16 protein-coding genes and 1 pseudogene are annotated in these 24102 nt (G+C 54.9%); 12 read left to right on the top strand and 5 right to left on the bottom strand.

Going from position 1 to position 24102, the window contains the following annotated elements; all coding sequences use genetic code 11:
• Positions 1 to 8 precede the first annotated feature (8 nt).
• Entirely contained in the window at positions 9 to 2375 is a 2367-nt protein-coding gene (locus tag ACORQT_RS18695) for a TIM-barrel domain-containing protein (RefSeq protein ID WP_444859261.1), read from the top strand.
• 3 nt (positions 2376 to 2378) lie between these two features.
• Here the strand turns inward: ACORQT_RS18695 and xseA are convergent, their stop codons facing one another.
• On the bottom strand, positions 2379 to 3755 hold the full coding sequence (gene xseA, locus ACORQT_RS18690; RefSeq protein WP_147881066.1) for an exodeoxyribonuclease VII large subunit: 1377 nt from the start codon (positions 3753 to 3755) through the stop codon (positions 2379 to 2381).
• Positions 3756 to 3925: 170 nt separating this feature from the next.
• Here xseA and guaB point away from each other — a divergent pair, with 170 nt between their 5' ends.
• From guaB to ACORQT_RS18670, 4 genes are all read left to right on the top strand, one after another.
• On the top strand, positions 3926 to 5389 hold the full coding sequence (guaB, locus tag ACORQT_RS18685; protein ID WP_004941460.1) for an IMP dehydrogenase: 1464 nt from the start codon (positions 3926 to 3928) through the stop codon (positions 5387 to 5389).
• Between the two features lie 103 nt (positions 5390 to 5492).
• Complete coding sequence (gene guaA / locus ACORQT_RS18680) at positions 5493 to 7070, top strand: glutamine-hydrolyzing GMP synthase (RefSeq protein ID WP_021504498.1); 1578 nt, start codon at positions 5493 to 5495, stop codon at positions 7068 to 7070.
• A 1098-nt stretch (positions 7071 to 8168) separates the two neighbouring features.
• Positions 8169 to 8972, top strand: a complete 804-nt coding sequence (locus ACORQT_RS18675) for a helix-turn-helix domain-containing protein (RefSeq protein ID WP_033644341.1) — start codon at positions 8169 to 8171, stop codon at positions 8970 to 8972.
• 128 nt (positions 8973 to 9100) lie between these two features.
• On the top strand, positions 9101 to 10726 hold the full coding sequence (locus tag ACORQT_RS18670; protein ID WP_234414995.1) for a cholesterol oxidase substrate-binding domain-containing protein: 1626 nt from the start codon (positions 9101 to 9103) through the stop codon (positions 10724 to 10726).
• 77 nt (positions 10727 to 10803) lie between these two features.
• Here the strand turns inward: ACORQT_RS18670 and ACORQT_RS18665 are convergent, their stop codons facing one another.
• Positions 10804 to 11121 (bottom strand): hypothetical protein, encoded by a 318-nt coding sequence (locus ACORQT_RS18665; protein ID WP_079007635.1) that lies wholly within the window; start codon positions 11119 to 11121, stop codon positions 10804 to 10806.
• A 302-nt stretch (positions 11122 to 11423) separates the two neighbouring features.
• Between ACORQT_RS18665 and ACORQT_RS18660 the strand changes: the two genes are divergently transcribed.
• The 3 genes from ACORQT_RS18660 to ACORQT_RS18650 all read left to right on the top strand — a co-directional run bounded on the left by ACORQT_RS18660 (position 11424) and on the right by ACORQT_RS18650 (position 15179).
• A complete protein-coding gene (locus ACORQT_RS18660) occupies positions 11424 to 12719 on the top strand; it encodes an HlyD family secretion protein (protein ID WP_046688529.1) in 1296 nt (431 codons plus the stop codon).
• Positions 12712 to 14826, top strand: a complete 2115-nt coding sequence (locus tag ACORQT_RS18655) for a peptidase domain-containing ABC transporter (RefSeq protein ID WP_254922253.1) — start codon at positions 12712 to 12714, stop codon at positions 14824 to 14826. The genes ACORQT_RS18660 and ACORQT_RS18655 overlap by 8 nt, the downstream gene beginning before the upstream one ends.
• A gap of 158 nt (positions 14827 to 14984) precedes the next feature.
• Positions 14985 to 15179, top strand: a complete 195-nt coding sequence (locus ACORQT_RS18650; protein ID WP_145957773.1) for a hypothetical protein — start codon at positions 14985 to 14987, stop codon at positions 15177 to 15179.
• 97 nt (positions 15180 to 15276) lie between these two features.
• Here ACORQT_RS18650 and ACORQT_RS18645 read toward each other — a convergent pair whose 3' ends face one another.
• Both ACORQT_RS18645 and ACORQT_RS18640 read right to left on the bottom strand, forming a co-directional pair.
• On the bottom strand, positions 15277 to 17058 hold the full coding sequence (locus ACORQT_RS18645; RefSeq protein ID WP_102948108.1) for a hybrid sensor histidine kinase/response regulator: 1782 nt from the start codon (positions 17056 to 17058) through the stop codon (positions 15277 to 15279).
• The gene (locus ACORQT_RS18640; protein WP_047025599.1) at positions 17055 to 17687 is read right to left on the bottom strand and encodes a response regulator transcription factor; all 633 of its coding nucleotides are present in this window, start codon (positions 17685 to 17687) and stop codon (positions 17055 to 17057) included. Before ACORQT_RS18640 ends, ACORQT_RS18645 begins: the two co-directional genes overlap by 4 nt.
• Before the next feature lie 175 nt (positions 17688 to 17862).
• Between ACORQT_RS18640 and ACORQT_RS18635 the strand changes: the two genes are divergently transcribed.
• The 4 genes and pseudogenes from ACORQT_RS18635 (at position 17863) to ACORQT_RS18620 (ending at position 22849) form a co-directional block, all read left to right on the top strand.
• Positions 17863 to 18177: a hypothetical protein gene (locus ACORQT_RS18635; RefSeq protein ID WP_025303891.1), complete on the top strand. Its 315-nt coding sequence runs from the start codon at positions 17863 to 17865 to the stop codon at positions 18175 to 18177.
• Between the two features lie 195 nt (positions 18178 to 18372).
• A pseudogene (locus ACORQT_RS18630) lies at positions 18373 to 21419 on the top strand (autotransporter domain-containing protein).
• Positions 21420 to 21600: 181 nt separating this feature from the next.
• The gene (locus ACORQT_RS18625) at positions 21601 to 22404 is read left to right on the top strand and encodes a YPO3983 family protein (protein WP_108681756.1); all 804 of its coding nucleotides are present in this window, start codon (positions 21601 to 21603) and stop codon (positions 22402 to 22404) included.
• The gene (locus tag ACORQT_RS18620) at positions 22397 to 22849 is read left to right on the top strand and encodes a DUF943 family protein (RefSeq protein WP_042785203.1); all 453 of its coding nucleotides are present in this window, start codon (positions 22397 to 22399) and stop codon (positions 22847 to 22849) included. The genes ACORQT_RS18625 and ACORQT_RS18620 overlap by 8 nt, the downstream gene beginning before the upstream one ends.
• Positions 22850 to 22966: 117 nt before the next feature.
• Here ACORQT_RS18620 and rluF read toward each other — a convergent pair whose 3' ends face one another.
• Positions 22967 to 23836, bottom strand: a complete 870-nt coding sequence (rluF, locus tag ACORQT_RS18615) for a 23S rRNA pseudouridine(2604) synthase RluF (protein WP_033651557.1) — start codon at positions 23834 to 23836, stop codon at positions 22967 to 22969.
• Positions 23837 to 24102 lie beyond the last annotated feature (266 nt).

The raw sequence follows: 24102 nt of genomic DNA, 5'->3' as shown, positions 1-24102 counted from the left end.
GAATATGTATGAAAACGTTGAAAAATTGGACGCTGGCGGCGCAGCATGCCGACCACGTCGAGTTGCTGGTCGATGAACGCCACCGTTTCTGCCTGTACGTGCTGGAAGACGGTCTGTTCCGCGTGTTGATCAAACGTGAGGGCGAGCTGGCGCTGGATCGCACCTGGAGCATTGCGCCGCAGGAGGATGTGCCCTGGGAGGGGCGCGATCGGCTCAGCGTCGCTGGTTTCAGCCTGCCGGGCTATCAGCTGCGCCGGGAGGGCGATCGGCTGGTGGTCAGCACGCCGCTGCTGCGCGTGACGGTGCATCAGCCGCTGTGGCTGGCGTGGGAGTATTGCAATGCCGACGGCGAGTGGCGGCCGCTGGCGGCGGATCGGCCGACCAGCGCCTACTTGCTCAACGCGCACGGTGACGGCGTGGCGCATTACCAGCGGCGTTTCGCCGATGAGCGCTATTACGGCCTGGGGGAGAAGGCCGGCGATCTGGAACGCACCGGCCGCCGCTTCGAGATGCGCAATCTGGACGCGATGGGCTACAACGCCGCCAGCACCGATCCGCTGTACAAACACATTCCGTTTACCATCACCCGCGGGCCGGAGGCGAGCTTCGGCCTGTTCTACGACAACCTGAGCAGCTGCTGGCTGGATCTGGGCAACGAGATCGACAACTACCATACGGCCTACCGCCGCTATCAGGCCGAAGCGGGCGATCTGGATTACTACCTGTTCCTCGGGCCGAAGGTTTTGGATGTCACCAAGGCGTTCGTGCGCCTGACCGGCCGCACCCACTTCGGGCCGAAGTGGAGCCTGGGCTACAGCGGTTCGACCATGCACTACACCGACGCGCCGGACGCCCAGCAGCAGCTGCAACAGTTCATTGCGCTGTGCCGTCAACATGCCATCCCCTGCGACTCTTTCCAGCTGTCGTCGGGCTACACCTCGATCAACAACAAACGCTACGTGTTTAACTGGAACTATGACAAGGTGCCGCAGCCCAGGCTGCTCAGCCAGGCGTTTCACGACGCCGGCCTCAAGCTGGCGGCCAACATCAAGCCGTGCCTGCTGCAGGATCATCCGCAGTATCAAGAGGTGGCGGCGCAGGGGCTGTTTATCCGCGATTCGCAAAGCGACGCGCCGGAACGCTCCAGCTTCTGGGACGACGAAGGATCGCACCTCGACTTCACCAATCCGGCGGCGGTGCGCTGGTGGCAGCAGGGCGTCACACAGCAGTTGCTGGAGATGGGCATCGACTCGACCTGGAACGACAACAACGAGTACGAAGTGTGGGACGGCGAAGCGCGCTGTCACGGCTTTGGGCGGCCGATCGCCATCAAGCATATCCGCCCGGTGATGCCGCTGCTGATGATGCGCGCCTCGATGGAGGCCCAGCAGCGTTTCGCGCCGCAGAAGCGGCCGTACCTGATCTCGCGCTCCGGCTGCGCCGGCATGCAGCGCTACGTGCAGACCTGGAGCGGCGACAACCGCACCAGCTGGCAGACGCTGCGCTACAACATTCGTATGGGGCTGGGCATGAGCCTGTCCGGGTTGTATAACCTCGGCCACGACGTCGGCGGCTTCTCCGGCGACAAACCGGACGCGGAGCTGCTGGTGCGCTGGGTACAAAACGGCGTGATGCACCCGCGTTTCACCATCCACTCCTGGAATGACGACGCCACGGCCAACGAACCTTGGATGTACCCGGCCGCCACCCCGGCGGTGCGCGAGGCGATCAACCTGCGTTACCGGCTGCTGCCGTATTTCTACACGCTGCTGTGGCAGGCCTGCGCCGACGACGAGCCGATGCTGCGCCCGACTTTTCTCGATCACGAACAGGATGCGCGCACCTTTGGCGAAAACGACGATTTTCTGATTGGCCGCGATCTGCTGGTGGCCAGCGTGGTGGAGCCGGGGCAACGTCGCCGTTCGGTGTATCTGCCGGATAATGGCGAAGGCTGGTACTGCTTCTACAGCGGCCAGTGGTTCGGCGGCGGCCAGACGGTGACGCTGGCGGCGCCGTTGGAGCGTCTGCCGCTGCTGGTGCGCGCCGGGGCGGCGCTGCCGCTGTCGCAGCGGTTGGCGCATGTGGACGTGGCCGCCGACGATCGGCGCGAGCTGCGCCTGTTTCCGCTCAAGGGCGGCGGGGCGAGCGGCGGGCTGCTGTTTGAGGACGACGGCGAAAGCGACGGCTGGCGGCAGGGCGATGCGCTGTGGCTGCGCTGGGAAATGCGCTGCGACCATCAGCGCATCATGGTGGATATCACGACGGAAGGGCATTTCCGCCCGGCCTGGCGCACGCTGATGCTCAGCCTGCCGGAAGGCGAAACGCGCGCGCTGTGGGTGAACGGTGAACCCGGCGAGCGTTTTACGCTGGAGTAGGGCTTACTCGGCCGCGCGCTTCTTGCGCGGCTTTTTGGCGACGGTGATGGTTTTCACCTCGCTTTCCACCCAGCCATCCTGCAGGCGGGTTTTCAGCAGTTCGCCGACCTGCGCCTGCTTGGTGGTTTTCAGCAGCTCGCCGCGCGGAGTTTGCGTCACGCTGTAGCCGCGCGCCAGCGTCGCCAGCGGGCTGACGGTCTCCAGCTGGCTGCACGCCACGCCGAAACGCTGGCGGTAGGCGTTGAGCTGGCGCTCCATCGCCTGCTGCAGACGGTATTCCTGCTGCTGCACGCGCTGTTGGTAGCGGTGAATGCGGCCCTGCGGCTGCACCTGCGCCAGCCGCTGCTGGATACGTTCGCTGCGGCGGGCGGCCAGGCGCAACTGCTGCTGCATGCCGTCTTCCATTCGGCGCTGCAGCTTGAACAGCAGCGTCTGCTGGCGCGCCAGGCGCAGATGCGGATGCTGCTGCTGTAAACGGTGATGAATGCGGGTGAACTGCTGCTGACGCTGCGCCAGGTAGTAATCCATCGCCATCTCCAGCCGCTGCTGCTGCGACTGCAGCTGGCGCAACAGCTCGAGCTGATTGCGGCTCACCAGTTCGGCGGCGGCGGAAGGGGTCGGCGCCCGCAGGTCGGCGACGAAGTCGGCGATGGTGACGTCGGTTTCATGGCCGACGGCGCTGACGATCGGAATGCGGCTGGCGAAGATCGCCCGCGCCACGCGTTCGTCGTTGAAGCTCCACAGATCCTCCAGCGAACCGCCGCCGCGGCCGACGATCAGCACGTCGCATTCATCGCGGCGGTTGGCGGTCTCAATGGCGCGCACGATCTGCATCGGCGCTTCCGCGCCCTGCACCGAGGTGGGGTAGATGACGATCGGCAGCGACGGATCGCGCCGCTGCAATACCTGCAGGATATCGTGCAGCGCCGCGCCGCTGGCGGAGGTGATCACCCCGACGCGTTTGGCCGGGGCGGGCAGCGGCTGCTTGAACTGCTGATCGAACAGCCCTTCGGCGCTCAGGCGCTGTTTTAACTGCTCGAACTGTTGCTGCAGCAGGCCGTCGCCGGCGGGCTGCATGCTCTCGGCGATCAGCTGGTAGTCGCCGCGCGGTTCATACAGCGTGATGCTGGCGCGCACCAAGACCTGCTGGCCGTTTTGCGGCCGGAAGGTGACGCGGCGGTTGCTGTTGCGGAACATCGCGCAGCGCACCTGGGCGCGGTCGTCTTTCAGGGTGAAATACCAGTGGCCGGAGGCGGGCTGGGAGAGGTTGGAGATCTCGGCGGAGAGCCAAATCTGCCCCATTTCCATTTCCAGCAGTTGGCGAACCGTCTGATTCAGGCGGCTTACGGTAAAAATGGAAGGCGAAACAGGTAGCGACATGTGACCCAGATCAAATTTCAAAACAATCACTTAATTGGTCGATACTACATGGCTGAAAAAGGTAATCAAGACTTTTTGTAAGAAAGTGCTGGAGGCAACCGATTCCGCTCTGTATAATGCCGCGGCAATATTTTATCTTTTTCACAGCCCACCCTGGTGAGATATTGCCCATGCTACGTATCGCTAAAGAAGCTCTGACGTTTGACGACGTCCTCCTGGTTCCAGCCCACTCCACGGTTCTGCCTAACACCGCAGAGCTCGGCACTCAACTGACCAAAACCATCCGCCTGAACATCCCTATGCTGTCCGCAGCCATGGATACCGTTACCGAATCCGGCCTGGCCATCGCGCTGGCGCAGGAAGGCGGCCTGGGCTTCATCCACAAAAACATGTCCATCGAGCGCCAGGCTGAAGAAGTCAGCCGCGTGAAAAAACATGAAAGCGGCGTAGTCACCGACCCGCAGACCGTTACCCCGGCCACCACGCTGCAGGAAGTGAAAGAGCTGACCGCGCGCAACGGCTTCGCCGGTTATCCGGTCGTCACCGAAGACAACGAGCTGGTCGGCATCATTACCGGCCGCGACGTGCGCTTCGTGACCGATCTGACTCAGCCGGTGACTGCGGTGATGACGCCGAAAGATCGCCTGGTCACCGTGAAAGAAGGTGAAGCGCGCGACGTGGTGCTGCAGAAGATGCACGAAAAGCGCGTAGAAAAAGCGCTGGTGGTGGACGACAGCTTCCACCTGCTGGGCATGATCACCGTTAAAGACTTCCAGAAAGCGGAACGTAAGCCGAACGCCTGTAAAGACGAGCACGGCCGTCTGCGCGTGGGCGCGGCGGTCGGCGCCGGCGCCGGCAACGAAGAGCGCGTTGATGCGCTGGTGGCGGCAGGCGTTGACGTCCTGCTGATCGACTCCTCGCACGGCCACTCCGAAGGCGTGTTGCAGCGCATCCGCGAAACCCGCGCCAAATACCCGGATCTGCAGATCGTCGGCGGCAACGTCGCGACCGCGGCGGGCGCCAAAGCGCTGGCTGAAGCCGGCGTGAGCGCGGTGAAAGTGGGTATCGGCCCTGGCTCCATCTGTACCACCCGCATCGTGACCGGCGTAGGCGTACCGCAGATCACCGCCATCGCCGACGCGGTGGAAGCGCTGGAAGGCACCGGTATTCCGGTTATCGCCGACGGCGGCATCCGCTTCTCCGGCGATATCGCCAAAGCGATCGCCGCGGGCGCCTCTTGCGTGATGGTCGGCTCCATGCTGGCGGGCACCGAAGAATCTCCGGGCGAAATCGAGCTGTATCAGGGCCGCTCGTTCAAATCTTACCGCGGCATGGGCTCGCTGGGCGCGATGTCCAAAGGCTCTTCCGACCGTTACTTCCAGACCGATAACGCCGCCGACAAACTGGTGCCGGAAGGTATCGAAGGCCGCGTGGCCTATAAAGGCATGCTGAAAGCCATCGTGCACCAGCAGATGGGCGGCCTGCGCTCCTGCATGGGCCTGACCGGCTGCGCCACCATCGACGATCTGCGCACCAAGGCGGAGTTCGTGCGCATCAGCGGCGCCGGCATTCAGGAAAGCCACGTGCACGACGTGACCATCACCAAAGAGTCGCCGAACTACCGCATGGGCTGATGCCTTAACCTCTCCTGAGTGAGAGGCCGGGGTGGGGCGCTAAGCCCCATCCCGAAAACATACATTTTCGCTCTTTTTCTCTTGTTGCTGGAATTCGCCTCACATGACACAAAATATCCATAAGCATCGCATCCTCATACTGGACTTCGGTTCGCAATACACCCAACTGGTCGCCCGCCGCGTGCGCGAAATCGGCGTTTACTGCGAACTGTGGGCCTGGGACGTTAGCGAAGAGCAGATCCGCGAATTCAATCCAAGCGGCATCATCCTGTCCGGCGGCCCGGAAAGCACCACCGAAGCCGGCAGCCCGCGCGCTCCTGACTACGTGTTCAACGCCGGCGTGCCGGTGCTGGGCGTGTGCTACGGCATGCAGACCATGGCGATGCAGCTGGGTGGCCATGTGCAGGGCTCCAACGAACGCGAGTTCGGCTACGCGCAGGTGGAAATCGTCAACGAGAGCGCGCTGCTGCGCGACATCGAAGACGCCATCAGCCCGGCCGGCAAACCGCTGCTGGACGTGTGGATGAGCCACGGCGACAAAGTGACCGCGATCCCGTCCGACTTCGTGACCGTCGCCAGCACCGATACCTGCCCGTTCGCCATTATGGCCAACGAAGAAAAACGCTTCTACGGCGTGCAGTTCCACCCGGAAGTGACCCACACCCGTCAGGGCCAGCGCATGCTAGAGCGCTTCGTACTGGACATCTGCCAGTGTGAGGCCCTGTGGACGCCGGCGACCATCATCGAAGATGCGGTTGAGCGCATCCGCGAGCAGGTGGGTGAAGACCACGTGATCCTCGGCCTGTCCGGCGGCGTTGACTCCTCCGTGACCGCGATGCTGCTGCACCGCGCCATCGGCAAGCGTCTGACCTGCGTGTTCGTCGACAACGGCCTGCTGCGCTTGAACGAAGCCAAGCAGGTGATGGAAATGTTCGGCGACCACTTCGGCCTGAACATCGTGCACGTCGAGGCGGAAAACCGCTTCCTGACCGCGCTGGCGGGCGTCGACGAGCCGGAAGCCAAGCGTAAAATCATCGGCCGCGTGTTCGTTGAAGTGTTCGACGAAGAAGCCTGCAAGCAAGAGCAGGTGAAATGGCTGGCGCAGGGCACCATCTACCCGGACGTAATTGAATCCGCCGCTTCCGCCACCGGCAAAGCGCACGTGATCAAGTCGCACCACAACGTGGGCGGCCTGCCGAAAGAGATGAAGCTGGGCCTGGTCGAGCCGCTGAAAGAGCTGTTCAAAGACGAAGTGCGCAAAATTGGCCTGGAACTGGGCCTGCCGTACGACATGCTGTACCGTCATCCGTTCCCGGGCCCGGGTCTGGGCGTGCGCGTGCTGGGCGAAGTGAAGAAAGAGTACTGCGATCTGCTGCGCCGCGCCGACGCCATCTTCATCGAAGAGCTGCACAAAGCCGATCTGTACAACAAAGTCAGCCAGGCGTTCACCGTGTTCCTGCCGGTGCGCTCGGTCGGCGTGATGGGCGACGGCCGCAAATACGACTGGGTGGTCTCCCTGCGTGCGGTAGAAACCATCGACTTCATGACTGCGCACTGGGCGCATCTGCCGTATGACTTCCTCGGCCGCGTGTCCAACCGCATCATCAACGAAGTGGACGGCATCTCCCGCGTGGTGTACGACATCAGCGGCAAGCCGCCGGCGACGATCGAGTGGGAGTAATCCCGCGTCCGGCGTAGGCTGGCGTCAGTGAACCGCACATGAGAACCAAACCCGCTTAACGGCGGGTTTTTTTATGCCTGATGTTTGGCGCCCTGTGCCGTAGACGGCCTCCGATCCGCAAGAGGGCTGGGTTGAGAGAGGCGCGAATGGAGAGGACAGCCCGCGCGGAGCCGCTTGCGCTTTGCTTACGGCTCATTTTCTGAGGCGCGGCGTTTTCCATCTCGGCTTTGCGCCTATCCGCAGAACGGTATTCTGCAACCACGCGCACTTCGCCGGTGCGATGATGTCGTCGGATAACGGGGCTTTATTCACCGTATCCGCCGGGCCGCGGCATAATGAATTGCCGTATTGAGGCGCGTCGACTCATCGGCATCGGGCGATGGCGTAGCTAATTAATCCTCTGCGAAAATAAAAGGACTCCGTGCGCCCTTTTATGGGATTTTTCTGAAAGACTTGGTCTGACGAATAAATATATCAGAAGGATGCGATGAATTAGTCTATTTCTTATTTTATAAATCTTTCCTTCTGTTTTTATTGAGGAAATCAGCGGTTTTATTGTATTTAATAACCCTTCTCAAGGGCGATTCCTACGTTTTATCGGCATTCATTGCTTGGAGTTGAAATTCTAATTATATGATTTTTCTTGTCTTTTAATTATTGTCGTAACATAAAGTGCGAACTGTGTAATTATCTGGCATTTGATATTTTCTAAGCTATCTACATAGGCTACTCTAAATGTAAGGGTATTAAAATGCACCGCCGAGAGGGAGGCAAACGATTTATCAACGGATGCCAGGATATGCTTTCTTTTGACTGCTTAGTTGCACAACGTCAGGATGGATATTGGTCAAGATGAAAGAGACAGGAAAAGCCTTCACCAGGGAAAAGCTTTATAAGAATTATACCAATAACGTCACAAGGAGGATGTCTACCCAAAAAGAAGTATCTCTCTGTCAATCAATTATAAAAGGTTCATCGTTTTTCACATTCTAATCCTAATTGCATGATTGCGGCAGCGCTTTGTTTTTCATTTTAATGGATAAAAGCCCAATGAGCAGGTTGTCTGAGGGTGGGTTTTGTTAGGGCATGGATGTCATTATGAGTTACCAGCATAGTATTGTGGTCGAGCTAGTTAATTTGATCGAGATGAATATACAGCATGATCTCTCGATAGAAAAGTTATCGGATTTGTCTGGTTATTCGAAATGGCACTTGCAAAGAATGTTTCAGCGTTATACGGGAATGAAAATAGCGACGTATATCAGAAATAGGCGTCTGAGCAAGTCTGCCGTCATGCTCAAACAGTCTGATTTAAAAGTATTGGAAGTGGCTACTGCTATCGGCTTTAGCTCCCAGCAGGCTTTTAGCCGCGCCTTTCAACGCTTTTTCGGTGAAAGCCCAAAGGACTTTAGAACGAGCCAGGAATGGGACTTTTCCAAACATCTCCCTCCCTTTTTAATACAAAATCCGTCAGCATATCATTTTATCGAAATGCCCAAGAACATATACCTGCTTAAGGGATATAAGTTTTTTCTCTATCATTCGATGAATGCTTCCAGCTCTGGAGGAGAGGAACGACAGAAATACGGCAGCCGCACAGGGAAAAATACCGATACGTCAATGCGCACGGTAAAGTTGGCCTCATCCGGTTGGGAAGTAACGCTCAGCAAAGGGTACTACGAGACACGCAATCTGACGTTGATAAGAGGGCAGTATTTGTTGTTCGAGTTTAACGGCAGGTTGAACGAATACCTGGTTTTTTTTGACAGCATCTATGACGCCTATCTTCCTTTACTTGGCGTGCGAATAAGAAACGGCTTTTTAATTGAGTTGCATAAAGAAAAGAATTTTCAATACGCGGAAATTAACGTCAAGGTGTTGATTTATATTGGCAAGTCTTGACGCTATTCGGGCAGTAAAACAGAGGGATTATCCCAAGGAAAAGGAGGTGCTTATCAGGGTGATCAATTAGCGCTCGGGCTGTTGCCGTTTTTATCTCTATCTATTTTAATTTTAAAAGGAAGTCAGTTATGACTAGTTCTAGTTTGAACACGTTCCCTGTGGGCTATGAGTATGTCAATTTTGTTAATTGGTCAAAAGAAATCTCCGGCAATCATATTCTGACCTGCTATCCACAAAATACGGATGAGCTCTTGGCCGTAATTAACTGGGCGCATGAGAATAAATATTGCGTGCGTCCGGTTGGCATCAAGCACAACTGGTCCCCGCTCGTTATTGCAAACGGGGAGGATAATAGCAATGTCGTGCTGATCGACCTCACCAGAAAATTCAAAAACATCTCAATCAATAAAGTGGGAGAGCATGGATACGTCACCGCGCAAACGGGGGTGACAATGCAGGCTTTGCTCACTGAATTAGAAAAAAAGAAACTCGGCTTTTACGCGACGCCGGCGCCTGGCGATCTGACCCTGGGCGGCGTGCTCGCCATCGGCGGCCATGGAACCTGCATCCCGGCAAAAGATGAGCCTCTGGCTGAGTTTGCCAGCTTTGGTTCCGTGAGCAATAGCGTGGTGTCGCTAAAAGCTGTCGTCTGGGATCAGGCGCGGTCGAAGTATGAATTAAAGGAGTTTACGCGTGATAATGCGGAGAGCTCGGCATTCCTGGTGCATGTCGGCCGGGCTTTTATCAGCGAAGTGACGCTGCAGGTGCCGCGCAACCGGCGTTTACGCTGTCAAAGTTATGTTAATGTCACCGCGGCGGATCTTTTTTCCACTGCGAGCACGACAAAAAATACCTTCAGCCATTTCTTGGATCTGTGCGGGCGCGTTGAAGTCATCTGGTTCCCGTTCACGGAAAAACCATGGCTGAAAGTGTGGAAGCAAGAAGACAGCTTCCCAAAAGTGTCAAAACCGGTTAATGGTCCATTTAACTATCCGTTCTCGGATAATTTGCCGGTTAAAATTTCCGATATCATTAAAAAAATCAATAATGGTCATCCGGAGCTGACCCCGACACTCGGCAAGGCGCAGATGGAGTTGGTCAGCATTGGTTTAGGGGCCACCGTGTCGGCGGATCTGTGGGGGTGGAGCAAGGATCTGCTGTTGTATGTGAAGCCGACAACGCTGCGCGTGACGGCCAATGGTTACGCGATAATCACGAAGCGGAGCAATATTCAAAACGTATTGCACGATTTCACGAAAAAATATGAAGAAATGGTGGCCGATTACCAGAGCAAGAATTCATTTCCGATGAATGGCCCGATTGAAATTCGCGTCACCGGATTGGACAATGCAAAAGAGAGCGCGGTGGCCAATGCCATTGCTCCCGATCTTTCGGCTATTCGTCCCGTTGAATCCCATCCGGAATGGGATGTCGCGATCTGGTTGGATATTCTGACCATGCCCGATACGCCGGATGCCAATAAATTCTACAGTGAAATGGAAAAATGGATTTTTAGCCACTATGCGGGCGACTATGCGACGGTTCGCGTAGAGTGGAGTAAAGGCTGGGGTTATACGTCACAGGCCGCGTGGCAGGATACAACCGTACTCGAAGAAAACATTCCGCGCAGCTTTAATGCCGGGGCAGGGAACAATGACAGTTGGAATCATGCCTGCAACGTGCTGAATAAGTACGATCCGCACAACGTGTTCTCCTCTCCATTGACCAAAGCGGTTTTCAAACAGAAGAGTTAGTGAGTGCGTAATTGAAATAACCACCTGATTGGGCAGGTGGTTAGCATCATTAACCTTTCAGAGGGAGCCGCTTGTTTTCAAGCACCCCATTCTTTCTCGTAATGATATTCGATACGGCTTGCATCCCCACCCAGCAGGGAGCCTACGGCTGCAACGCTTTTAAATGCTGCATAGCCAAGCGAGTCCGCGACATTATGAACGGCGCCCAAGCCAAAACCGATCGCGTTGAACCCTTGGCCTACGGAAGAGATCAATCGGGTATTAAGCGCATCATTGGCCAATTTTACGGTATCAATGATAACATCGCCGGCAAATCCTGATACAAAGCTTGCCGTATCGGAAATAATCCCCGCACCAGAAACGATTTCGATCTCTGCAGTATTTAGCTCTTTCATAGTAAATCCTTTCAACTTTATCCCTATACCTCAGGAACGAAACGTAAAGCGTTTCGCCGCTTAATTCTCGCAGCCTCTGTGAATGACGGCTTGATGAGAATACGCTTAGATTAAAGAGGTCGGCGTTGAAATATGCAACTCATAACGCCGTCGCTAATATTAGGGTCGCACTTTTTGTGACGTTTCAGCAGTTTTGTGTTTTTTTAAGATTATTATTACTTGTGGGTTTTGCCAACAAAGACTAAATCTAAATAAGCGCCGTGTTGGGCCAGGGAAAAGATAAAAATGAACGGTGTCGTTATATATGGAGAGGTCAGAATTTGTTTAGGGAAGAGGCCTTATCGCACAGTCGTTCTAAATGGGCAGGAAAAGCATTGTTAATTGCAGGGTTGCCGGCCTGGGTCATCGCGGGCATTTCACTTTCATTCGTTTCTGTGCTGATCATTTTCGTGACCTATGGCGGTTATACCCGGCGTATCAGCGTGGGCGGAGAGGTCACGACGCTGCCAAGATCGGTCAACATATTTGCTACTCAGCAGGGATTCATTGCACAACGCTTTGTCAATGTGGGCGATCAGGTAAAAAAAGGGCAGCATCTTTATCAGATAGACGTCAGCAGGGTGACGGATTCCGGCACCGTCAGCGCAAGCACGCGGCAGGCGATAGAAAATCAACTGGCGCAGGTCGATAGCATCATCGCCAAATTGGAGGCGAACAAGAAAACGACCCTGGTCAATCTGCAAGCGCAGATTGACCAATATAAACTGGCGCACAGCCAGTCCAAACAGATGGTCGAGAATTCACGCAACGGCGTTAACTTCATGCGCGAAACCATGAAAAATTACGATGAGTATCGCAGTAAGGGGCTCATTAATCGGGATCAGCTGAATAACCAGGTTTACCTCTACTATCAGCAGCAGAGTACGTTCCACAGTCTCTATAACCAAAGCATTCAAGAGTCTTTGCAGATAACTAACCTGAATAGCGATCTCGCGACAAGAGCGTCCGATTTCGATAATCAAATCTCACAATATCAATTTCAGCGCAATGATCTCCTGCGGCAGCTGGCCGAAGCGGACGCCAGCGGCTCGTTGATTGTCAATGCGCCGGCGGACGGGCGCGTTGAATCGCTCAGCGTGACGCCTGGGCAAATGGTCAATACGGGAGACAGCCTGGCGCAATTAATCCCCAGTAATCATGCCATCTATTATTTGGTTTTATGGTTGCCCAACAGCAGCGTGCCTTACGTGAGCCGAGGCGATCACATCAACGTTCGCTATGACGCCTTCCCGTATGAAAAATTTGGTCAGTTTCCCGGCGTGATCGAAAGCATCGCTTATGTTCCCGCATCGATTCAGGAAATGTCCACTTACAGCAGTTCGCCAACTCGACAATCGGCTGAACTGGTTGAGTCGTACTACAAAGTGCTGGTGGCTATCGATAACACGCAATTCGGCTATCAGGGAAAGAAGCTGAACCTTTCAAGCGGCATGAAGGCGCAAGCCACGCTTTTCCTGGAGAAAAGACCCATCTACCAATGGATGTTCGCGCCATTTTATGACATGAAAAACAGTGTGTCGGGGCCACTTCGTGAATAAAGTTTATGAGAATATCGTTGGCAAGCTGAACCTGTCGCTCAGAAGAAAAGTGCCGCAGGTCTTGCAAACGGAGGCCGCCGAATGCGGGCTGGCTAGTTTAGCGATGGTGTGCGGCTATTACGGCATGCACATCGATATGCTGTCGATGCGCCAGAAGTTTGATATCTCGGCCCGCGGCGCCACCCTGAGCTCGCTGATCGCGATCGCCGAGAATCTCAATTTGAAAACGCGGGCTCTATCCTTGAGCCTGGATGAGATTCACCAGGTGAAAAGGCCCTGCATATTGCACTGGGATATGAATCACTTTGTGGTCCTGGTCAACATTCGCGGTGGACGGATAACCCTGCACGATCCGGCATTTGGCCGCCGGGTTATCGGCCTGCAGGAGTTTTCCCTTCATTTTACCGGAATCGCTTTAGAGGTATGGCCAAGCAGTGAATTCACGCCTGTGGTGCAGAAAAATCGCCTGCACTTTAGAAAACTGCTCAGCAATGTCACCGGTCTTAAAAGCGCGCTGGTAAAAATTTTCGCGCTGTCGCTGGTCATTGAGGCCGTCAACCTGCTGATGCCCGTCGGGACTCAGTTGGTGATGGACCACGTCATCCAGGCCGGCGACCATAATTTATTGGTCATTATTTGCGTCGGTTTACTGTTTTTTATCTTGTTCCGCACCTGCGTTTCGATGTTTCGCTCGTGGATCTCCATCGTGATGGGCGCGCTGATCGATATACAGTGGAAATCAGGGCTGTTTGATCATCTGATGAAGCTCCCGCTTGCCTATTTTGAAAAGCGCAAGCTGGGTGATATTCAATCGCGCTTTGGCTCGTTGGACGCCATTCGCACCACGTTTACCACCAGTATCGTTTCCAGCATCATTGATGGCATCATGTCGGTCGGCGTATTTATCATGATGTTCATGTACGGCGGCTGGCTGGTGTGGGTAGCCTCCGGCTTTACGGTCTTATATGTTCTGCTGCGCCTTTCGACCTATCGCTATTATCGGCAAGCGTCCGAGGAGCAATTGGTGAAGTCGGCGAAAGCCAGCTCACATTTTATGGAGACGCTGTACAGCATCGCGACGCTGAAGTCGTTGGGGTTGGCGGGAACGCGTTCGCAGTTCTGGTTAAATTTAAATATCGATACGGCAAACGCTAATATTCGGGTGACGAAGCTCGATATGTTCTTTGGCGGCGTGAATGCGTTTCTTGCGGCCTGCGATCAAATCGTTATCTTGTGGTTGGGCGCGTCTTTAGTGATCGACAGTCAAATGACATTAGGCATGTTTGTCGCTTTTAATGCCTATCGGGGGCAATTCTCCGATCGCGCGTCAAATCTTATCGATATGGTAATCCGGCTGCGAATGCTGAATTTGCATAATGAAAGGCTGGCGGACATCGTGCTTTCTACGACAGAGGAAGAAAAGCCCTATCGCAAGATATGCAATCCCAACGAGGCGGTGACTTTTGAAGTGCGCGATCTGCTTTATCAATATGACAGCCTTTCGCGCCCAGTGATCCCCGGGCTCAGCCTGCAGATCGCGGCGGGAGAAAGCGTGGCGATCGTCGGGCCTTCAGGCGTTGGCAAAACCACGTTGATGAAGCTGATGTGCGGGCTGTTGGAACCGACGGAAGGGCGTTTGTTTATCAACGGCATTAACATTCATGATATCGGCATTAATAATTATCGGGAGTGCATCGCATGTGTATTGCAAGAAGATAAACTGCTTGCCGGTTCAATTGCCGAGAACATATGCAGTTTCGATGCTCATCCCGATACGGAATTTATCGTTGAATGCGCCAAGCATTGCAATATTCACGACGATATTATGAAAATGCCGATGGGATATGAAACGTTGGTGGGCGAATTGGGGGGTAGCCTTTCCGGCGGGCAAAAACAGCGGGTTCTTATCGCCCGCGCGTTATATCGAAGACCCAATATTCTGTTTATGGACGAAGCCACCAGTCATTTGGATCTGGACAATGAAAAAAGGGTGAACGAAGCCATATCCTCGTTGAAAATGACCCGCGTTATCATTGCTCATCGGCCATCGACGATTGCATCGGCAGATCGGGTAATTACTTTGCAGCCTGTAAATGCAATGGCGTAATTGTTTGATGAAATATGAAATTTTATATTTATTTCATCTTTAATTAAGATTTTCGTTATTGAGTTAATTTATTGAGCGCCTTATACCTAAAGCGTGAACCGACGGTTCATAAAAAGCAGTATTTTTAATTGATTCTTTTTAGTGAATGGAGATGAAAAATGAGAGAATTAAACTCAACAGAAGTTCAGCAGGTGAACGGCGCAACGATTGGCCTGGGTCTGGCTATTATCGGCAAAGTGATTAACAGCTGGGGAAACGCGTGGAATAATGCCTGGGGCGGTTGCACGCCAAAACCGCCGGTATGTAAACCTGAGCCGCCGGTTTGCAAACCAGAACCGCCTAAATGCGATTAATCGTATTTAGATAACGCCACGTAAAATACGGCAGGCTTAATGTTTTATTCATTGAGCCTGCCTTATTGCTGGCGGATAACCTGCGCCATCTGTGTAGTTAACTTGCCCCCCACTGCGTCAACAGCGCATGCAGCCTGGCCGGTTCCAGCGGCTTGCGCAGCACCAGATAGCCTTCCTGCTCGGCCTCTTGCAGAACTTGCGAATTGAACTCGCCGCTGACCATGGCGCCACTCACGTCCGGCAGGCGTTCGAACAACGCTTTGAGGATGTCGAAACCGCTCTCGCCGGAGCGCAGGCGTTGATCGCACAGCACGGCGAACGGCGTAAAGCCGTCGTCGACGATGGCGAAGGCTTCCTCGGCGGAGGCCGCGCAGCGCACGGTGATGCCCCAGGTGCTCATCAGGCTTTCCCAGGCGGAGGTCACCAAAGGATCGTCGTCCACCACCAGGCAGGATCCCCGCAGCGGCGCGTAGCGGGTGGGCGTGGCGGTGTTGTCGTACGTCGCCGCGATCTCCGGCGCTTTGTCTTCGCCGAGGTATTGCGCAAAGCGCATCCAGAAGCGCGAGCCTTTGCCTTCGACGGAGTGCATGCCGTACTTCACCTTCATCAGCTTGGCGCAGCGCGCTACCACTGCCAACCCCAGCCCGTGCCCGGCGCTGTCTATCTTCCACGCCAGCTCGGGGCGGTAGTAAGGGGAGAAGATTTTGCTTTTCTCTTCGTCGGCGATGCCTACGCCGGTATCCCACACTTCCACCAGGCACTCGGCGCCGCGTGGGCGGATGGCGATCAGTACGCCGCCCCGTTGCGTGTAGCGCAGGGCGTTTTGGATCAGATTGATCAGCGATTGTCGCACCAGCAGCGGATCGCCCATCACGCTGATGCGCCGCCTGGGCCGCCAGGTGCGCAGCGCCAGCGAGCGGCTGTTGGCCTCTTCGCGGAACAGGGTGATCACTGAGTCGAGCAGGGCGCCGATATCCACATGGGTGGCGGCGGTGCGCACGTTGCCGGATTCGATCTTGCTGAGATCAAGCAGCGAATTGAACATCAGATGCACCGAGCGCACGCTCTGCTGCAGATCCAGCAGCTGCGGCGTCAGGCTGTCGTCCCGGTTTTTGTGGATGATGGCTTCGATCAGAAAACCCATGGCGTGCACCGGTTGGCGCAGATCGTGGCTGGCGGTGGTCAGGAACTGGTTCTTGTCCAACAGCGCCTGTTCCGCCTCTTCTTTGGCCTGGCGGAACTGTTCCGCCAGGCGCGAACTTTGCTCTTCGAGCAGCGCTTGCTGAATAAAGAACGCATGTGAGGTTAACGCGTGGCGATAAATGGCGAAACCGTACAGCAAGTTCAGCATCAGCACGATGAACATCACGTCTTCCAGCCGCCAGATGATGCCGAGGTTCAGCAGCCCCCAGGAGGCGAAGAAAAAACGCGTAAAGGTGCTGATGACGGGCGTCAGATGCGTTGCGTTGGCGGCGACGATCGCGGCGATGCTGATATTGAGCAGCAGGAAAAAGTCAAAGTTATGGGTCTGCGGGGTAATTAAATAGAGTGAGGAGATCCCCAGCCCGTGAATAAAGGCCACCTTATTAATGCGCGGCAGCCAGCGGCGCAGCACGGTGTCTTCATCATTTTCTTTGGCCTCGCGCAGGTAGCGCCGATGCCATATTCTGATCGCCACGGCGCATAGCAGGTAAACCATGATCCAGGCAATGGTTGGGCCAAGTTCATCCCCCAGCAAATAAATCCAGATGGCAAAAGGGATACCGACGAAAGGTACGGCGGTAAAGCTGAACACCAATCGCATGAAGGTGTTGTCCAGCAGGCGGATCTGCGCGCGTGGTGAGATGCCATCATTTTGTAAATTCTGGAAAAACCTCATTGCGACGGCTCCCGTTTGCCGTGCAACAGCGTAATGGCTTCGACCCGGCTGTTGACGCCGATCTTTTTCAAAATATTGCTGATGTGTTCTTTGACGGTGGGTTCGGAAATAGACAGCTGCGCGGCGATCCTTTTATTGGGCAGGCCGCGCATCATCATATTTAATACGTCAATTTGTCGTGGGGTTAAATTAAATTTTTTTAAATGCTCGTTGTTGCTTTTAACGGCGAATTCATTCCCGTCAGGAAACCATTCCTGATTATCGTTCAGCGCAAAGACCGCCTTGGCGAATAATTCAGGAGGTTCGTTTTTTAATACAAATCCATGCCCGCCGGCAGTGTGCACTTTCTGCCAGATATCGTTATTCTCGTCGCCGCTAACCACCAAGATCCGCACCTGAGGATAAAGTTGCTTTACTTCTTTGAGTAATTTCAACGCCGTACCGGAAGAGAGCCAAAAATCGATCACCAGTAAACGCGGCGGGCCGTTTTCCCTAATATGACGGTAGCAATTCTCTTCTGTGGTCACCACATGCGCCTGTTTGAATCGGCAATGCGTGCTGAGAAAATTAGCGATGCCGCTTGCTACCAATGGATGGTCATCAACGACCAACGCATAATCCTGCCCCAAAGGATTCTCCTTTCGCCTTCAAATATCAGATAGGTCTGATGAGTTATTATCAACCCTCCCTACTTTAGGAGGGTTTTTTCGTTTAGGAAAGGGAAATATATTATTCGAGGATTTGGATAAGAGAAAACATAAAGCCAATCGGTAATTTTAACTGATTGGTTATAAAGGATAATTTATGAAGAAACCACTTATCGCTTTAACCGTTACGATGATGATAGCCGGTTGTTCCACCCTGAAAACCGATCAGGCCATTCCGCTGCTGCAGGCGGAAACCGCTAAAATGCTGGGCCTGGGTTCATCGGACGAAATTACCGTGACCAATGTCAATGGCGCGCAGCCGGATGCGCTGGGCGGCCAAAAACTTTCTTATCGCGCCACCACGGAAAAAGGCCGAATTTTCGATTGTTCATCGCTGATGATGCCGGGAATTTTAGGCTCCTCGCCGTCGCTGAGCGCGCCGACCTGTACACCGGTAGTCACCCATAAATAATTCGCTTTGGAGGCGGTATTGCCGCTTCCTGGTTTTCCATCGTCGGAGCGCCAGCGCCGGGGGGCAATAAGCTTTTGCTTCGACGATCAATAAACCTGCGTGCGCGGAATAACGCCTCATACCTCCTCTAGCGCATTGAGTTTTCTTATAACAATACATTCCGCGACATCACGCTAACGAGTACGGAGATAGCCCGTGAATGACACGACATCGCATTCTTTAGCGGTTAAAACACCGCTTTCCAAACTTTACCTCGCTCTATTTTCCGCGCCGCTGTTGATGCTGGCGCCCGCCGATATCGCTCGCGCAGACGATGCCATTTTTGACGGCGACTCAAAAATTACCGAATCATTGGCCTACACCGGGGACGTTTACGTCGGCCGTAACCAAAGCGGCAACCTGCTGATCGAGAATGGCAAGATCAGCGCCTATAACATCAATATCGGCCGGATGTTCAACGGCCAAATTCATGACAGCGTAGTCACGGTCCGCGGGCCGAACGCCGAGCTGAATGCGGTGAACGATCAGTTCGTGCTGCGCGGCGGCCTCAATCTGGGGCGGGGCACTTTGCGGGTTGAAGACGGTGCGCTGGCCAGCGCGAAAGAGATCGTGGTCGGCACCACCCGTGGCTATGACAGCCACCTTATCGCCACCGGCGCCGGTTCTCGCGTTACCAGCAATTTTCTCAGCGTCGGCACCGATCTGGGGGCACGTTCCACGCTGGCGATTGAAGACGGCGCGGTGCTGAACACCGCCTTTGACGCACGCATCGGCAATGGCAGCGGGCCGGGTGAGACCGATACGCTGAGCCCGAAAGCCACGGTCAAGGGGGCCAATTCCCAGTGGAACGTCGGTCGTGCGCTCACGCTCTACGGCGATCTGGACGTGCTGAACGGCGCTGCGGTCAACGTCGGTAATATTCAGGTGGCGGGCGTCTCGGGCGCGCGTAAAACCGCCGAGCTGACGATCGCCGGCAACGGCTCACGGTTTACCAGCGGCAGCAGCGTCAACGTCGGCGATTACGGCAATGGCGTGTTGGCGGTCATGGACGGCGGAACATTCTCCGCCGGCGGCAACGAAGTGGTGCTGGGCAAGACCGGTTCCGGCTCGAACCGCGGCGCGCTGATTATCGGCAGCCGCGGCAATATGGATACCGGCACCGGGTTGACCGAACCGACGCTCGGCGCGGCGGGCGCCGCTGGCGCCATCGATGCCCAGACGGCGATCGCCCTGCGGGGCGGATTGTTCCGCAGCTATGTGTACTTTAACCATACCGACGGCAATTACATTTTCAGCAACAAGATGAGCGGCGAAGGCGAGGTGATCAACAGCGCCGGGCACACGACGCTGAACGGCGATCTCTCTGAGCTGCAGGCGAACGTCACCGCGCGCGGCGGCAAGCTCATCATCGCCAGCGACATCAATACCCAGAAAGAAGACGACATCTTCGAGATCCAAACCCTCGGCGCCGAGAACGGCGGCACGCTGATCCTTAACGCGACGGCGGGTACCGACGTCAATAACGGGCTGGGCTACAGCAGCGCCGCGTCGATCAAGGCCGGCGGCACGCTGGGCGGCAACGGCACGCTGGGCCAGACCGAGATCCAGTCCGGCGGCCATATCTCGCCCGGCGACGGCAATATCGGCACGCTGACGCTGAAACGCTACCTGAACTTTATCGGCGAATCCTTCTATGACGTCGATATCGCCGGCGACGGCCGCAGCGATCAATTGCTGGTGGCGGGCAAAACCACCATCAGCGATCGGGCCAAGGTGCAGGTTACGGCGCTGGATCCGCAAACCAGCTATAAAACCGGCCAAAGCTACCGCATTCTGACCTCGGACGGCGGTATTGACGGCCAGTTCGCGTCGGCGGTCTCCAAGTCCGCCTTCCTCGATGTGGCGTTGAAGCACAGCGCCAACGCCGTGGATCTGACTATCGCGCAGAAAGACACGGGTGGTGAAAACCCAGGCGGCGAGAATCCGGGTGGGGAAAATCCAGGTGGTGAGAATCCGGGCGGAGAAAACCCTGGCGGTGAGAATCCAGGGGGCGAGAATCCGGGCGGAGAAACCCTGGCGGGGAAAATCCGGGGGGCGAGAATCCAGGCAGCGGCAAGCCGGGCATTTTCCAAACGGTGGCCGAGAGCGGCAACCAGTGGAATACCGCCGGCGCGCTCTCTACGCTGGCGCAGCGCGGTCCTTCACTGGCGCTGTACAACTCGCTGCTGCTGCTGAGCGCGCCGGAAGCGCGCGAGGCGTTCAATCAGCTGTCCGGCGAAGTCTATCCGTCGATGCAGTCTAACCTGATCGCCGGCAGCACCCAGCTGTTCAACGTGCTGAACCAGCGCATGCTGCGCCTGTTCGACAATGACAGTCTGCCGGTACCGCCGTTGGCGATGTCGCTGGTGCAACCGGCGCAGGCGCAAAACAGCGGCGTCTGGGGCCAGACCTTCAGTTCCTGGGGCAGGAACAGCGGCAACGGCAACGTGGGCAAGCTGGATGGCAACACCACCGGCTTCCTGTTGGGGGCGGATCGCAAGCTGGCGGACCATAACGTGCGCATCGGCGGTTACTTCGGTTACAGCCGCGGCGATTATGACGTCGACAGCCGCCGATCCAAGGCCGATACCGACAACTACCACCTCGGCCTATATGCGGCCGGGCAACAGGATGCGTTCTCGCTGCGCGGCGCGCTGGGTTACACCTGGCACAAGATTGAAGGCAAGCGCAACGTCGATTTCAGCGGCTTCTCGGATCGGCTGAAGTCGGATTATGACGCGAACTCGCTGCTGGCGTTCACCGAAGCGGGTTATCGTTTCGGCCAACCGGAGATGAACGTCGAACCGTTCATCAACCTGAGCTACATCCGCCTGCATACCGACAGCTTCCAGGAGTCGGGTGGCGCGGCGGCGCTGAGCGTGCGCAATGAAACGATGGACACCTTCTACTCCACGCTCGGGGTGCGCGGCGTGACCGAACTGCCGAAGAACGTCAGCCTTTACGGCTCGCTCGGCTGGCAACATGCCTACGGCGATAAGAACACCTCATCGCGCATGGCGTTTGCCGGCAGCGACGCGTTCGTTACTCAGGGCCAGGCCGTGGATGACAACGTGATGGTGGGCGATATCGGCGTGAGCGTGAAGCTGTCGCGCGCTGCGACGCTGGATGTCGGCTATCAGGGGCAATTCGGCGCCGATACCCGCGTCAATTCGGTCAACGCCAACCTGCGCTGGTCGTTCTGATTTTTCCTCTAGACTTCTCTGGTACTTGCAGGCCCGCTTGATGCGGGCCTTTTTTATGGTGGGCATTAAGTTTCCCGTGAGCCTGAGTAAGGGGGCGCTAAGACATTTCCCGATATGAGCAGGGCGGGATTGCCTGTATGATTAATGCTCTTATTGGTATGGGCAAGGGACTGATTTTCCAATGCGTGAATTGACAAGGCCGTTAACGATTTTCACCAGCAAGAAGCCTTTTAACGACCGTTTTGCGGATGATATGCAATATGGCGATATGGATGAACGTACACTTAAGCAACGGTATCGCTTGGGGCAAGTATCAACGTTTATCGATTGGAGTGCTTATAAATCGCCCTATGATCATCCGGCAACGCGCAATATTCCGGCAGCAGGAAAAGAAAAGGCGGTTGCCATGCTTTTTGATGAGCTGAGAGCTGCATCGAGATACTTTTCTTTTACTGGCGTTTATCAAGGCTTGATAGTTAAGCTTTTCAATCATATGCAGTGCAATAACGGAACTGACTTTCAAGATGTTCAAATGGATTTAGCCTATAAAAGGCTGATACTGAGCGATAAATCAGAAAATAGTACGCTAATTCGAATTAAAAGTGTTCTCGACACCTTTGACTTTAACTCATATCGGCTGAATAAAGAGGCATTTGCTCTTCAGTTATCACAGAGCCGTTTGCCAAAGTATGTTCGCTGGGAAGACTGCATAAATGGAATGGGAGTCAGTGTACATGAGGTCAACAGTACAGAGATCAGTGTTGATTCTTTGGTTTTTCAAGGTAATAGATATACTGCCGTGATTAGCTATAAAGCTCAGGATCATTTTGGATTGGATAAAGAAGATATTAGCAAGTTAACGTTTAATTCTATTGGTTTTTTCAGGATTTGGTTTGTACTTCAAAGGTATAAAGAGTTCGCGTTTAGACCCTTTTTCACCAACTTTGGCGCGAAGATAATAGTGACAGGTGAAAACTATGCTTAACAAGAAAAAGGTTGCGTTCTTTTCTTTGGTTGCCGTAGCGGCTTTTTGGTTGGTTTGGGTGCTTGTCAGGCCGGCTAATGTTGTGCGGGTTGATGGTGCTGCTGTTTATGTTCAATACCTTCCGTTGACCACGGAAGGTAAAATATCTTGGTGGAATGATAATAAAGATAAACTTCAGGAAAAATATCATATTATCAAAGACGAGAGTCACTTTACCGTTGCCGTAATGAATTTTGATGGCTATGTTGCCGCTCCGACGGGTAGCAATGATGGAAGTGTTGATGACTATCATTGTTTTGCCGAGAGCGATGCCAAGAACAAATGTATCTATAAGGATATAGCGATGATTATTAATGGTGATGCTAATAAAAGGATTTTTATCAGTCTGGATGGGAAGACTTTTGCTCAAGAGCCTGACGGTAAGACCACGCTGTTAAAAAAATAGTGACTCTTACTCTTACCCCCTGATTTTTCCTCGTTTTCAATCAGACTCGTCTAGGTGGTGGTCAGGGTTTCGCCCTCGCCAAGCCCGCGCAACGGCGGGCTGAGCAGGGAAGGACGTTTAACGCCCTTTTTTCTTGCGTCCTGGCTGGGTAAAGCGCTTGCGGCCGGCCGGCGCAGCGGTTTTATCGGCGCTTTTCGGTCCGCCGGCGCTCGGTTTTTTCGCCGGGGCAGATTTGGCCGGGGCTTTCTTCGTCGGTTTAGCCTCGGACGAAGAGCCTTCAATCAGCTTGAACAGCTCAATCAGCTCGTCATCGGTCAGATCGCGCCATTCGCCCAGCGGCAAGCCTTTCAGGCTGACGTTCATGATGCGCGTGCGTTCCAGCTTGGTGACCTCATAGCCGAAGTGTTCGCACATGCGGCGGATCTGGCGGTTCAGCCCCTGCACCAGCGTGATGCGGAACACGAACGGCGCTTCTTTCTTCACCTTGCATTTTTTTGTCACCGTGCCAAGCATCGGCACGCCGGCGCCCATGCCGCGAATAAACTCGTCGGTCACTGGTTTGTTGACCGTCACCAGATACTCTTTCTCGTGATTGTTGCCGGCGCGCAGGATCTTGTTGACCAGGTCACCGTGGTTGGTCAGAAAGATCAGCCCCTGCGAATCCTTGTCCAAGCGGCCGATCGGGAAGATGCGCTTGCTGTGGTTGACGAAGTCGGTGATGTTGTCGCGCTCGCCGTCCTCGGTGGTGGTGACGATGCCGACCGGTTTGTTCAGCGCGATCAGCACCAGATCTTCTTCATTGCGCGGCTCGATCAGCTGACCGTTAACCTTCACCACATCGCCGGCAAATACCTGGGCGCCAACGGTGGCGCGTTTACCGTTGATGAAAACGTTGCCCTGTTCGATGTATCGATCGGCGTCGCGGCGTGAGCAGATACCGCTCTCGCTAATGTATTTGTTCAGACGAATGGATGAGTTAGTCAGCATGGGATCTCCGTAAAACGCGGACTATACATTACCCGGATGGCGCTGCGAAGCGAATCATGCAGGGGGGCTGGATAAGCGTATCCTGACCACGGTTGCTACAAAGGTATTTGCAATATTTTTTTTCGTTTAATTAATTATAGAAAATCGATGGGGATTTCGCTGAAAGTCATTCAAGTTATAAATGGATTATGCCAAATGCAATTCTTTAAGAGTTCATGTATAGATTCATTTTAAAAAAGTATTAGGATATTGATAAATTCAAGGAG

It is taken from the genome of Serratia sp. (in: enterobacteria), assembly GCF_052400455.1.
GTDB classification, from domain to species: Bacteria; Pseudomonadota; Gammaproteobacteria; order Enterobacterales; family Enterobacteriaceae; genus Serratia; species Serratia ureilytica.
Note: the sequence above shows the minus strand (reverse complement) of the source record. Positions and strands in the feature narration are given on the sequence as shown.

What these genes read in the sequence shown, in the direction of transcription:
- ACORQT_RS18695 (WP_444859261.1), top strand. Translation starts at nt 9, where the DNA reads ATGAAAACGTTGAAAAATTGGACGCTGGCGGCGCAGCATGCCGACCAC.
- xseA (WP_147881066.1), bottom strand. Translation starts at nt 3,755, where the DNA reads ATGTCGCTACCTGTTTCGCCTTCCATTTTTACCGTAAGCCGCCTGAAT.
- guaB (WP_004941460.1), top strand. Translation starts at nt 3,926, where the DNA reads ATGCTACGTATCGCTAAAGAAGCTCTGACGTTTGACGACGTCCTCCTG.
- guaA (WP_021504498.1), top strand. Translation starts at nt 5,493, where the DNA reads ATGACACAAAATATCCATAAGCATCGCATCCTCATACTGGACTTCGGT.
- ACORQT_RS18675 (WP_033644341.1), top strand. Translation starts at nt 8,169, where the DNA reads ATGAGTTACCAGCATAGTATTGTGGTCGAGCTAGTTAATTTGATCGAG.
- ACORQT_RS18670 (WP_234414995.1), top strand. Translation starts at nt 9,101, where the DNA reads ATGACTAGTTCTAGTTTGAACACGTTCCCTGTGGGCTATGAGTATGTC.
- ACORQT_RS18665 (WP_079007635.1), bottom strand. Translation starts at nt 11,121, where the DNA reads ATGAAAGAGCTAAATACTGCAGAGATCGAAATCGTTTCTGGTGCGGGG.
- ACORQT_RS18650 (WP_145957773.1), top strand. Translation starts at nt 14,985, where the DNA reads ATGAGAGAATTAAACTCAACAGAAGTTCAGCAGGTGAACGGCGCAACG.
- ACORQT_RS18645 (WP_102948108.1), bottom strand. Translation starts at nt 17,058, where the DNA reads ATGAGGTTTTTCCAGAATTTACAAAATGATGGCATCTCACCACGCGCG.
- ACORQT_RS18635 (WP_025303891.1), top strand. Translation starts at nt 17,863, where the DNA reads ATGAAGAAACCACTTATCGCTTTAACCGTTACGATGATGATAGCCGGT.
- ACORQT_RS18625 (WP_108681756.1), top strand. Translation starts at nt 21,601, where the DNA reads ATGCGTGAATTGACAAGGCCGTTAACGATTTTCACCAGCAAGAAGCCT.
- ACORQT_RS18620 (WP_042785203.1), top strand. Translation starts at nt 22,397, where the DNA reads ATGCTTAACAAGAAAAAGGTTGCGTTCTTTTCTTTGGTTGCCGTAGCG.
- rluF (WP_033651557.1), bottom strand. Translation starts at nt 23,836, where the DNA reads ATGCTGACTAACTCATCCATTCGTCTGAACAAATACATTAGCGAGAGC.